This is a genomic window from Microbulbifer maximicatervae (SeqCode) (genome assembly GCF_052467065.1).
The window spans coordinates 2240407-2252903 of record NZ_CP174299.1 but is presented as its reverse complement, the minus strand read 5'-3'; the positions used below and the strand labels follow the sequence as shown (position 1 = coordinate 2252903).

The following is a 12497-nucleotide window of genomic DNA, read 5'->3' as shown; positions in this document are numbered from 1 at the left end:
CGTCTTAAGGAGTATAAGTCCGCCATGTTTCACTCTAATACTTCATTAAATTGTGACAGATTATTTTGCATTGTAGTCAGAAGCTCTCTGCAATGCCCAATCTCCGGAGAAAATGCTTCTTCCAAACTTGTAATTTTCTGGCATAACCAACTGTTCAGCGTCGGCCATTCTTCTTTATTGTGGCCATTTGCTGAAATTTCTGTAAATACCCTGGATCCGATATAACTATCCAGACGGTCCCACACCAAAGTATCACCAAAGCGCGACTCAATTTTATTCTTTTTAGAAAACAAAGAATCAAACAAATATTTATTTTCATCACGCTCTGAACGTCCTATGACAAATTCAGCCCGGATAGAGTCTTGATTCAATACAACTTGATAAGTCACCTTAGTCAAACCAGATCGCCCTCGGAGACTGTTCTGAGTCACGGCATTTGCATTATCAAATAACCTACAGTCACTTTCACGCATAATTTCAATGAACTGCTTCCAGAACTCTCGCCGTGTATGGTGGCGCTGAGCTAGCTCACGAGCATTGGTCTGCTCTTCCTGCTTCTTTTCTGCCAGGCCGATCACATATTCCTCGACCTCTTTCATTGGTAATATCTGCTCTAGACTTAGGAATAATTGATCTCCTTTCGCGTAGGGCACAGCCTTAATACACTGAAGACGCAGGTTATGACGCATCAACCAGTGTGCGGTAGAAGTTACTTCACGACGAAAATGTGCAGCAACAAGAATGATGCGCTGCTCAGCATCAGGGTTCAAAATCAGCTCATCGAAATCCCTATCAGCAAAGAATTCCACTAATCGTTCCCGCGCACTTTGATTCTGCTCGCAACCTCTTTTATCAAGAAAACGCTGATAGATTTCTATGATCTGACTTTTTGTTAGGCTGGCGCAGTAGGACGCGTACTTTAGTGCTTGCCACACTACATCACGTCCAGAATCATCGAGTTTATTTTCAATAATTACTAAATGACCATGTTTATCCAGGGCAAGCAGGTCTAAGCGTTCACGAGTCTCATTAAAACCATCAAATTCTTTTTGAATAATAAGCAATTCCTCACCCAGTACTTCGGGATTAGCTGCTAACCACTCTTGCAGATGTTCGCGTTCACGGAAGCCTAAATCAGAAAACTTTTTCAACTTAAGTGGCTCGAGTCGATTAGTATTCCTGTCAATTTGATACATTGATAGACCTCGGTTTTGGGTATTTAAGAGCTATAAATGTGCTTATTACGCCTGGTAGCTGGTTACCTACGTATATGCCACTACAATTAACCCCAGTCTATCTAAGACTCATGAATCGCGGAAGAGATTGACATAGATAATTGCCATCGCAGGTTAATGACCTCATTCATAGACATCAATTTAGGTCTGTTAAACTCGATGATTAACTTCCATACACTTGGGTATAGGGAACTATCACTCAATACATAGGGAAGAAATAATGAAAGTAATAGCGCTAAAATCACCAGGCGGACTAGAAAACATTTCGGTTAGCAGCATCGCTGACCCGGGAGCGCCCGGCCCAGGCCAAATCCGTGTTGCAATTAAAGCCTCTTCCCTCAACTTCCACGATCTTTTGGTCGCCAATGGCGGTATTCCCACAGAAGACGGCCGTATTCTGATGTCTGATGGCGGCGGTATCGTGGATGCAGTTGGTGAGGATGTTACCGATTTTCAGGTCGGCGACTCTGTTGTGTCGTGCTTTTTCCCACAGTGGCCAGCAGGTACGCCTATGGCTTCCGTGGGTAACTTTGCCAATACGCCTGGTGACGGTATCGATGGGATGGCCGCTGAGTTTGTTGTGCGCGATCAGAGCGCTTTTACCCTTACCCCAAAAGGCTGGAGCCACGCTCAGGCGGCAACCATTACTACCGCAGGCCTTACTGCTTGGCGGGCATTGGTAGTAGACGGCAAGGTAAAGCCTGGCGACACAATATTGACTCTAGGCACTGGCGGAGTATCTATTACGGTAATTCAGATTGCCAAAATACTGGGGGCCAAAGTTATTGTTACTTCTTCTTCCGACGAGAAACTGGAGCGCGCTAAAAAATTAGGCGCCGATCATGGCGTCAACTATCGCACCCATACACAGTGGTCAAAAAAGGTTATGGAGCTGACGGAAGGCAAAGGTGCGGACCATATTATTGAACTCGGTGGCCCCGGTACATTAGAGCAATCGATCCATTCAGTCAGAGTTGGCGGCCATATTTCATTGATTGGTGTTTTAACGGGCCGCTCGGGCGAAGTACCCACAGCACTGTTGATGGCCAAGCAGGCCCGGTTACAGGGCTTGATCGTTGGAAGCCGTAGGGATCAACAGGAATATGTCACCGCATTGGAAGTCAACCAGATACAGCCAGTGATTGATAAGACTTATCCTATGGAGGAACTGGCTAAGGCATTTGAATACCAGGCTAGCGGGTCGCACTTTGGCAAGGTCTGCGTTGAATGGTAGTAGAGTAGCTCTCAATCTCGCCGCACTCTTAAAGCTAAAACACTTGTGAGAGCGCGGCTGACCGATTTAGTGAGGATTTAGCTCTGTCTTGCGATCTCTTCCCTGGATAAAACTTAGCAACTCCAATAGTGTCCCATCCTTACCCTCCCTATAGTCTTCCCAGCTAGTCGTCATAGGTAAATCAGGGTAAAGGGCGTCACTGGGAGCTTGGGTAAAGTCATAGTAACGTTTGGAGATACTGACACCCCGGTTGAAGTTTTTTAGCCTGAAACGGTTTGTTTCAGCGGCAATATTGGGATCTGCGCCAGTGGGACTTCCTACCAAAGTGGCATTTAAAATTTGTTGATACTGTGCCGCATTACTCATTGCCGCCGACTGGGTGCCCGAATCCACTATTACAAAGATACCCTCGCGCCAATCTAGTTGATCCAAGTTCTGGATACAGGCAGAGAGCGCCAATCCGACATAGAAGTCGCCACCCTGATTATCTCTAAAATCTATTACCAGATTCCTTGCGCCACTATCCTGGATTTTATTCCTAATACTTTCACAGTGATTCTGTAGCTGTACGAGCTCAGGATAGCTATCAAAATTGATATAAGCGGTTTTGTATTCATCTAGATATGCCAGATTGATACCAGGCATGTCAAAATCAAAGTATTGGATATCCGGCTCTAACATTACATAATGAGTGCCGAGCTTCGCAAAATTTTGCATTGACACAGAGTTTATTTCAATAGAGATAGGCTTTTCGTCTACTATAAATTTAAATGTTGCTACGTCGAGCTCTTCACTGATACCAGCACCATAAAGAAATTTATTTACTGTGATATGAAAGCTAAGAGAATAGCTAAAACTATAGGGATTTTCGACAAAGTTAACATAAGAAATTAGTTTGTCTTGCAGCTGAGCCAAAGAATATTTATTGATACCTATCAGCTCTGCCCCCAGCAAATAAGTATATTCCTCCACTGCATCCACTACTTTCAACTTCTTACCAAAAAATTTAAATCGAAACGGATAGTGTCTATGTGGTCCGGACATAATATCGTAAGAAGTATGTGCATCTCCGATACTTCGAAATAATCGCATTATTTCAACTTCAACCTGTGATTCATTCAAATCTGGTAAACTTTTAATTAGGCGATTTACTTCAGAGTCAAAGTTGTCTTCCTTAATGTTCAAAAAGGGATCGATATGATGCTCTTTTATTAATGTTTGTAGCCGGGCAATATCCTCTGCCCACAAATCACTTTCCTTCAGATCCAGCGCGTAGATGTTACCCACGCAGAATAGTAAAAATACCCAAAGTAATAATTGGTGTTTCATTATTGATTCCTGCTGAAATAGGAGGGGGACACTCCAAATTGGCCATAAAAAGCCCGACGAAAGCTATCATAGCTCGCAAACCCCACCTGTCGAGCTACCTGAACAAGGCTTGCTGATTCACAGGTGATTAAATCCCGCGCCCGGTTTAAACGGAGTTGGTTTAGATAATGTCCGGGGGTGCTATTAAGATGTTGTTTGAACAAGCGAGTTAACTGGCGATCGCTGACAGAAATACGTTCCGCCATATCGGAAACGCTGATTGATTTCTGGTAATTCTCCGACAGCCACTCCAATAGAGGATTGAGCCTCATACTGTCACTGGATTGCACTTTAAGCAGATCAGAGTACTGGGACTGCCCTCCCCTGCGCTGCAGATAAACCACCAGGTCTTTAGCCACGCTGGCCGCAATAGTATTGCCATAGTCCTGGCGAATCACTTCCAAGGCCAAGTCGACTCCAGATAGAATTCCCGCTGAAGACCACAGTTTTCCACTTTCAATAAACAGGGGGTCCTGCTCAACCTCATAATTGACTGCCTGCTCGGCAAGCTGCCGACAATGCCGCCAGTGAGTAGTAATGCGATGCTTTTGTTCTGGAAATATGTCTATTAGCACGAATGCACCTGTACAGATACTCAAGACACGCTCAGCTCTGTCTGCGATTGCACGCAGCGCATTTACCTGCTTAGGACTTAAGAGCAGCTGCCGCATTCCAGTACCGCCAGCAATAACCAGGTAATCAATTTCCGTACCCTGGTAGATATCAAAGTCCACGGATAAGGCTTGGCCGTGCGCGGTTTTAACTGGTGCGTTGGTTAAACCTATCAAACGACTTGTATAGGCCTCACTTACAAAACTATTGGTCTCCATAAAGGCATCCAAGGGCCCAAAGAGGTCTAACGCCTGGAATCCATCAGCAACAAAAAAACCTATCTTCTTGGTCATAGCATCTCCTCCACACAGGGAATTGTACTCCAATGGGCACGTCTGCTATGACACATTTACGACACAAAACGACATTGATGCTTCACCTGAACTAATTCAACATAGAATTACCTCCATGAAGCTGAACCACCCAATCTCATAAGGCTGCAGAAAATTAGTTAGTCAGTCCAAATCCCACAGCAGTTAAAAGCTCTACCATTCAACCGCTCAACATTTGTAAGGCTATTATTATTCAAATCTTTCGTACCAAATTGTTCACCTCTTATCCTAAGTAGGAAATTTTACTCAATAACAAATAATCATTAATGAAATACTCATGATGCAACTGAACCAACCATGATTCCGGTCAAGTAATAAAAATTAATTTAGAGTTAACCTTCTGTTTTATTCACCAAACAAACTGCAGTTGTATGTTGCACCCACACCAAGTTTCCACTCTATAAAAAAACAACTTATTACTCCAAAAGTACCAATACCTAAAGCACAAGAAATACAGTAAGGATGTATTAAATGGCGTTACAGAAGTCTCCTGGACAAAAAAGAAAATCAATGGTACGTACAGTATGTATTTTAGTTTTCCTTATTCTGACTTACTTTCTGTCAAATTATTACTCCCGTATCAACAATGAATCATTAAGTTGGATTGAAAATCACCAAACTCTAGATGCTGCAGTAGTAGCGTTAAGAGAGGAGGAAGAAGAGTACCGGGGCCGCAAAGGTAAAAAGCGCTATCGTACAAATTACTATATTGACTACCAGTTTAACTATGAAGATGAGGACTTTGAATCCTCCGCAGAGGTTTCAAAAGGGATTTATAGTCAATATGAACAAGGTCAACCTATCGAAGTATGGTTTCCGGAGGGCGACATCTACGGGCATGTATTAGCGCAAAATGCTCAAAGGGATGCCGAAAATAACACACCTGTAGGAAACCTGATTCAAGCAGCACCTATCACTTTAGGTATCTGCCTCGTCTTATATTGGATTTTAAGCTTCTTGTTTGTAAGGGAATCAAAAAAAGCACTACCCGAGGGCTTTTATACTGAGACGTCCTGGCTTGATATCGATGATAACTACCTCGTCGCCTTAGAAGGGCATGAACTCGTCTATTTTGATATCCCGAAAAAGCAGGCTTTAACTGCTCAATCAGCCTATCAAGCGGGGAAATCCCCTGAAGAAATATATCACTTGTGTAAACCTGAGACCGCAGCCCGAATCCCTCTCAATGAAATAAGTTCACTTAGCAGTGACCACAATTCGGATGTAATAACTATCAAGCACGGGGATAAGACCCATTCTGTTGAGTTCTTAAATCAAACAGTAAAAGCGCACGCATTAGAACGTATCGAGAAACAACTACCTGAGACAATGGATTATCAGCATATTCAGCGGTCTCGTTTGCAAGCCACTCTACCGTTACTTGTGATAGCAATACTGTTAATAGGCCTTATCTACTGGCTTGACTCATTTATTTTCCGTGCGATAGTTGGTTTTATTGGGCTAACCTCTGTGGCCCCGAACCTTTTGTCCAAATTAATTAGTCCGACAGAGACACGCCTCTGGGAGAAAGTCGAAGAAACCTCTGTAGAGCACGCATAGTGCAGAAGATGGCCAGCTTCGGCTGGCCGCTTCAATAGAGCTATCTGTTGCTCATAATCAAGCTCAGCTATACTGTCCCCAGAATAAACATAACGTCAGTCTGAAGACCCATTGGGATAGCGGAGATTATGAACTTCTCTTCATTAGCTTTTGCCATGCTCACCACAGCTACTACTCCTAATAGTTGCACAGATGGTATCGCTTTACTCCGTGGAGTAACAGCCATTGCCGCTGAATACCCTTGGCTGAGTGCAGATAAAAAAGATTATATAGTCCGAGACTACCCACGAATGTATCTCGTTCTACCTAAAATACCCGGGGAGCAAACAGTCGGTAGTGAACAGCCTAATGCTGCTGTGGATAAAGAAAGCTGCCAGGTTATTAATGTATTTCTTTCGAGCTAATCTTATTTAATATCTCAAAGCTCCCTACGGCTTAGTTCCGGGAGCTCTCCCCTATCTACTACTACCCTGCTCGGCATAAGTCAGTGTATTGTTATTTTCGTTACACTCATCGACGAGATTGGTAAAGTCAGCAGTTACCTCTAAAACCGCATCCGGATCAAAAACCCAGTAACCCAAAGTAAATACAATACTTACAGTGCCACCTGCTGGAATTGCAGGCGTCGCCTGTACATCATTGGCTAGTGTATCAATATCTAAAAGGCGAGCCTGGCTGATTGGCGCAGCCAGAGCACCTATATTAGTGATATCGACTACGATGATGGATTGCCCGGTTCCAGGATTCCAGATCGGATCATAGATTTGGCTCACTATCAGGTCAGGTTTATTACATACACACAGGCACATATAGTGATCACCTTCTTTGACACCATAAGGAGTTCCGACATAGCAAACCGGTTTATCGTCAAACTGATTACCGTATAGCCAGTGAGATGATGGGTCATTGACAGGCTTCTCGATTATTTCAGGGTCGCGAGTTACCTTACAAACACTGGTAGATTCAAAATCATCTATCAAGTCGGTAGCAGCCTCTGACTCAGGGACTCCTCCAACCCAAATTGCGCAAGTCCGACGACACGTCAGTGGACCCTGCCCCTGCCAATAATTTGGAAACCAACCCGCTTCATAGTTTTGCATACTTAAATCTTGAATTGGATCTGCATAACTGATAACCGTAATAAAACAAGTAGCAACTGCTGTGAGCATACGAAAAACAAATTTAAACATAACGCCCTCCTTTGAATTAAAAAATACATATTTGATTTACCCAAGATAATGTATATGCACACTAAAAATAGAACTTTTGGGCAGGGAGATTGTATGCAGACTTTACTGCAGGTCTACCAAGATGGATAAAATTATGGCGGGAATTTTATTGCGATTTGATCAATTTAATAACAAACAAAATATTACCACCCTATAAATTTCTAAACTCAATTAGAACCGCCAACACAACCTTAGAAAGGTTATTAATACCGAAAGATTGAAGGCAACTTAAAGAATTCTCAAATGGAATATCTAATCACCTATAATTAGATCAGGCTATAAAATACTATTACCAGCTGACCGAATAGAATTAGCAGCAGATAAAACAAGCATAACAAAGCGTATTTAACACTGGCTAATAGCCTGCCATCGCAACAAACAACTTCGCCAGGTTTACAAACCGAATTCACTTTCCAGATAGACACCCTAAAATGAGAACCTCTGGAGCTAATAAAATCGATTCTGAATTGAGTAACGGACACAAAGGTTTGCAATACAATATTCTAAATGTCGGTAGTGCTGAAAATAAATTCTTTAGCTTGGATAGCTTAGAGCCCAAACAATACAACTTTCCCAACACCAACCATTAAACGCTTATGCGTTTAATGGTTGGAATCCTATTAGGATATATCCTTATAACTCTGCCAAACTCCAAAATACAGTAAGAGCCGCACCAACAGATAATAAAACTAGATAGGCTAAACCCAAAAAAGAATACTTAAACAGGGTCATGATCCAACCCTGCTGATATACACGCTTTTGCATCCAAAAAAGATAAATAGGAACCCAAAGAACTAATATTGCCATCAGGCTATTAAGAGATGAGGATATAAATGCGTATCCTTCCAGTTGACTACTAATACTATAAAACAGGTTGCCAATCAGAATACTCAAGCAGATAAAAGCCTGGCTGTGTAACGCTACAATCAGGTGCTCCATATAAAGTCTGCGTTTAAAGACGTAAAGCACCCACAGCATCATGGCAAATATTGGCAGTATGACTATAAGAGTTGACGGAAGAGCTCCCAAGAATGCTTTTTTGAAACGATTTGGATCATCGGTCACCCTTTCTACATTTTTATGGGCGTTCTCTACTTTACGGTTAACCCAATCTTCTAATGGTTTGGGAAGCCAATCAACTTGAAGAAACTCTCTATCTAACTCACTAATAGTCTCATTCAATCCTGAGGCCAGTTCCTCTTTAGAAAGGTTTTCCGATCCATTCTGGCCTCCATCAATCTCACTTAAATCTTCATTGAGTTTATGCAAACCACCGGTAAGCTTCTCTTGTTCGCTAATCAGATTTTTCTCAACATCTTCCAAAACAGCGACAGCATAAATATTGTTAACGTGCTTTTCTTTGCCTTTTCGAATATCTTCGATGGCGTCGTTATAACCTTGGCTCGCTTTTTCAACATCGACTGACTCAACGTCAACATTTCCAAAATTAATAGCCCAATCACTATTTATCTGGGTTACAAAGAAGCTGGTGATACATAGAAAGATAAACAAGCGTACAGGGCTGACATAACGGACCCGTCGACCAGAGAAATACTCAGCGGTTAAAAATCCAGGTCTAAAAAACAGAGGGGGTATTGTTTTCCATGTGCGGGAATCAAATGCAAGCAGGGTATCAAAAAAGTCTCCAATTACTGAGGAGAAATGACGAACCATGCCTTTAACCGGTTGACCACAGGCATAGCAATGGGGCCCCAATAGCTCTGCATGACAATTGGCACAATGGTTTGGATTATAATCCGAATTATTTGTAGAGGTTGCAGTGCTCATTACCGCTCACCGAATCACTGATTATCTTATTTACCTGGCAAAAGCTTCCAGGCCCAAGTATCTGCTAACGAACCAGAACCGAAATACCTCAATTAGCAGAACTCTACTAATATCCCGGATATCAGCTGGAGTACAATTTTTTTAATGACTTATAGGTATTAAGGGAGAAGTAAAAGAAACGCGCCGACTATTAGGCGCGTTTCGAAGGGAATTTGGCATAAATTGCCGGTTGCTAATTATCCAAAAGGAAGCGTGCAATTGTACGCAGGCCGTGCCCTTTAGCACCTGGCGCCCACTGATCATTGCCACTGGGCTGGTAAGAGCCGGAAAGGTCCATATGCACCCAATTGCGCCCTTCATCCCGTACAAAGCGCGCCAGGAAGGAGGCTGCCGTAGATGCACCAGGACTTCCCTCAATACCAACATTGGCGATATCGGCAAAGTTGGACGGGGTTTGCTCAAGGTGGAAACGCTCTAAAGGCAGTCTCCACGCCTTTTCATTTTCCTCAGAAGCTGCAGACAATACCTTTTGGGCTGCTTCATCTTCAAAACTAAAGACAGAGTTGAAATCCCGACCTACAGCCATCTTTGCTGCACCGGTCAGAGTAGCGGCATCCAATAACCAGCGAGGATCTTCTTCCGAAGCTGCAATTAAACCATCGGCCAGCACCAGGCGCCCTTCAGCATCGGTATTCAGTATTTCTACACTCACTCCGTTTTTATATTTAATAATATCGCCCAATTTAAAGGCATGACCGGAGATCAGGTTTTCTGCGCAGCAGAGATAGAGTTTAACCCGCTTGTTGAGACCTCTGGCTATTGCAAGAGCCAAGCCTCCAGTTACCATGGCCGCGCCACCCATATCGGATTTCATTGTGGCCATGTTGTTGGACGGCTTAATGCTGTAGCCGCCGGAGTCAAAAGTAATTCCTTTACCCACCAAACACATATCAACCGGCGCCTGGTCATCACCCGTCGGGTTGAAGTCCACTTGTAACATCACGGGCTCACGTACACTACCACGCCCAACGTTGTGGATACCGACAAACCCTTCACGCAGCAGGTCATCCCCGGCAACTATACGGTAAGTTACCGCACTGGGAGCCAGCTTTTGCAGCATTTCTGCAGCGCTCTCCGCCAATACACGCGGAGACACATCATCAGGAGTACCATTAGTAATTTCACGAACCCAGCGACTGGCATTTTCACGGGCGGCGAGTTCTTTTAACTCGGCGCTGTCATCAGTCCCCCAGTCAATTTTGTTGGATTTACGCGGGTTAAAAAAACCTGCCCAAAATGCCCAGCGGCTTTCAATGCTCCACCCTTCTCCTTTGAGGACAACATCGTTGACCCCCATACCATCGAGCTTTCGGGCAGCTCGCTGCGCTGCAACCAACACAGCGCCTTTCGCAGCGCTAATATGAATATTGGCAGCGCTACCATCAAAGCTCAGCAGTGCTGATTCTCCCCAGGGTTCCGGCGCAAAGCCCTCAACCAAATGAATATGCATAGCCTTTGTCATACAACACCTATTTTGAAACTTGTGTACCAATTTTATCGGTATTTCTCCTGCATTCTAACAGGACATTAAAAATACTTGATGATTGCACCGCCACCGAGTCGACAGATAAACTGTGAACCAAGACAAAATAACTATTAAGTAGAGAAATTCGTTAGGGAAGAATAAATGGCTGATTCCTGCCACTATCACACTAGCAAGACTGCATCCTGGCAGTGCCAGCCCTGCAACCGTCAGTTCTGTGGCGAGTGTATTCCGGGTTCGAGTACCAATTACCATGGGCAGGGTCCCGAATGCCCACTCTGCCGCGATAGCCTGGAATATATCGGAGCCAGTAACAACGCCAAGCCTTTTTGGCAAATGGGGCTATTTTACTTTCTCTATGCTTTTAAGCCTGGCCCTCTAACAATCATGGCTGTTGCAGCAGCGGGCAGTATGGTAATAACGTCAATGGGTCTTCTGACCCTTGTCGCTTTGGTGGCCATTGTAGCTGTTGTATCCCGCTACAATCTCTTGGTCATCGAAAGACTCGCAGGAGGCCAACTGGAAGCCCCTCCACTGGCAGATGCACTTGATGGCAATGGTGCAATGTTATTTCTGAAAGTCATTGGAATGACATTGATCGCCGGTTTTGTTGGCTACAAACTTGTACAATTTACTGGAAGCCTCAATGTCATAATGATTTATGCAGCCGCCCTGTCATTTTTAGCGCCGGCTGCAATGATTGCCTTAGCGCTTACCCATAGTTTGAGGTCCGCAATCAACCCACTCAAATTATTGGAATTTACCTTAATCATTGGCTGGCCCTATTGGTTGCTGTTAATTATTACCAATATCATTTCTTTCGCACCCAATATACTAATGGCCGTGGTCAGCGATAAACTGCCGGCCTGGGCAATTTTCCCGACCACGGCAGCCATTGTCTCTTACTTTTCCATCGTCTCAAGTGCTGTGATGGGATATATCTGCTTAACTCGACAGCAAAAACTGGGAATAGCCTCAATACAAGAAGATGATGAAAATTACTTAGAGGAAAATGAATTCCTGTGTAAGCGCGCTCGGGCTGAAGCGCAAATATTTTTACGCGAAGGGGACTTCAAGGGCGCTCGCCAGGCTTTGGTTGAAGGGTTGCGCCGCTTCCCTAACGACGAAACTCTTAATGAGCGCTACTACCGCCTTTTACTTGCTACCGACGATAAAAAAGCCCTTCAGGAGCTGGGGCCACATCTATTAGAAAAATTTGTACAGATAAATCGCCCACATAAGGCAGCTGAACTGTATATGGCCACAGAGCCCAGCCCGCCTGTGGCTAAGCCCGAGATACGCCATGCACTAGCCAAGGTGCTATACCAACAGCATAAGTACCAATTGGCAGCACAGCTACTCAATAATTTACATAAAGAGGCCTATCCACAACTCGATGCTGCCTATCTGTTATTGGCACAAGTGTATATGGATGGATTGGGTAGAGAGGACTTGGCAAAAAAACTACTGCACTTTGTCCGACAGAAATTTCCAGAGAGTGCTTTGCGTTCTGAAATCGATACCCTGTGGAAAGTACTTAACAGCACTGCCGAAATTCACTAAATAGCAAAATATGGGTAGCCATCTATGGTGGCT

General features: G+C 43.9%; 10 protein-coding genes. 4 read left to right on the top strand and 6 right to left on the bottom strand.

The window, feature by feature from the left end; all coding sequences use genetic code 11:
* Positions 1 to 29 precede the first annotated feature (29 nt).
* Complete coding sequence (locus tag ACJJI1_RS09905) at positions 30 to 1196, bottom strand: DUF4268 domain-containing protein (protein ID WP_444959232.1); 1167 nt, start codon at positions 1194 to 1196, stop codon at positions 30 to 32.
* A gap of 259 nt (positions 1197 to 1455) precedes the next feature.
* Here ACJJI1_RS09905 and ACJJI1_RS09900 point away from each other — a divergent pair, with 259 nt between their 5' ends.
* The gene (locus ACJJI1_RS09900) at positions 1456 to 2469 is read left to right on the top strand and encodes a zinc-dependent alcohol dehydrogenase family protein (RefSeq protein WP_444959231.1); all 1014 of its coding nucleotides are present in this window, start codon (positions 1456 to 1458) and stop codon (positions 2467 to 2469) included.
* 66 nt (positions 2470 to 2535) lie between these two features.
* Here ACJJI1_RS09900 and ACJJI1_RS09895 read toward each other — a convergent pair whose 3' ends face one another.
* Complete coding sequence (locus ACJJI1_RS09895) at positions 2536 to 3717, bottom strand: hypothetical protein (RefSeq protein WP_444959230.1); 1182 nt, start codon at positions 3715 to 3717, stop codon at positions 2536 to 2538.
* Positions 3718 to 3797: 80 nt separating this feature from the next.
* Positions 3798 to 4742: a GlxA family transcriptional regulator gene (locus ACJJI1_RS09890; protein ID WP_444959229.1), complete on the bottom strand. Its 945-nt coding sequence runs from the start codon at positions 4740 to 4742 to the stop codon at positions 3798 to 3800.
* A 510-nt stretch (positions 4743 to 5252) separates the two neighbouring features.
* Between ACJJI1_RS09890 and ACJJI1_RS09885 the strand changes: the two genes are divergently transcribed.
* Both ACJJI1_RS09885 and ACJJI1_RS09880 read left to right on the top strand, forming a co-directional pair.
* Positions 5253 to 6341 (top strand): hypothetical protein, encoded by a 1089-nt coding sequence (locus tag ACJJI1_RS09885; protein ID WP_444959228.1) that lies wholly within the window; start codon positions 5253 to 5255, stop codon positions 6339 to 6341.
* Between the two features lie 128 nt (positions 6342 to 6469).
* Positions 6470 to 6745: a hypothetical protein gene (locus tag ACJJI1_RS09880; protein WP_444959227.1), complete on the top strand. Its 276-nt coding sequence runs from the start codon at positions 6470 to 6472 to the stop codon at positions 6743 to 6745.
* 51 nt (positions 6746 to 6796) lie between these two features.
* On the opposite strand, the gene ACJJI1_RS09875 is transcribed toward ACJJI1_RS09880, so the two are convergent.
* From ACJJI1_RS09875 to pepB, 3 genes are all read right to left on the bottom strand, one after another.
* On the bottom strand, positions 6797 to 7531 hold the full coding sequence (locus ACJJI1_RS09875; RefSeq protein ID WP_444959226.1) for a CARDB domain-containing protein: 735 nt from the start codon (positions 7529 to 7531) through the stop codon (positions 6797 to 6799).
* A gap of 672 nt (positions 7532 to 8203) precedes the next feature.
* The gene (locus ACJJI1_RS09870) at positions 8204 to 9358 is read right to left on the bottom strand and encodes a DUF3667 domain-containing protein (protein ID WP_444959225.1); all 1155 of its coding nucleotides are present in this window, start codon (positions 9356 to 9358) and stop codon (positions 8204 to 8206) included.
* A 232-nt stretch (positions 9359 to 9590) separates the two neighbouring features.
* Positions 9591 to 10880, bottom strand: a complete 1290-nt coding sequence (gene pepB, locus ACJJI1_RS09865; RefSeq protein WP_444912019.1) for an aminopeptidase PepB — start codon at positions 10878 to 10880, stop codon at positions 9591 to 9593.
* Positions 10881 to 11045: 165 nt separating this feature from the next.
* On the opposite strand from pepB, the gene ACJJI1_RS09860 reads away from it, so the two are divergent.
* The gene (locus tag ACJJI1_RS09860) at positions 11046 to 12464 is read left to right on the top strand and encodes a hypothetical protein (RefSeq protein WP_444918885.1); all 1419 of its coding nucleotides are present in this window, start codon (positions 11046 to 11048) and stop codon (positions 12462 to 12464) included.
* Positions 12465 to 12497 lie beyond the last annotated feature (33 nt).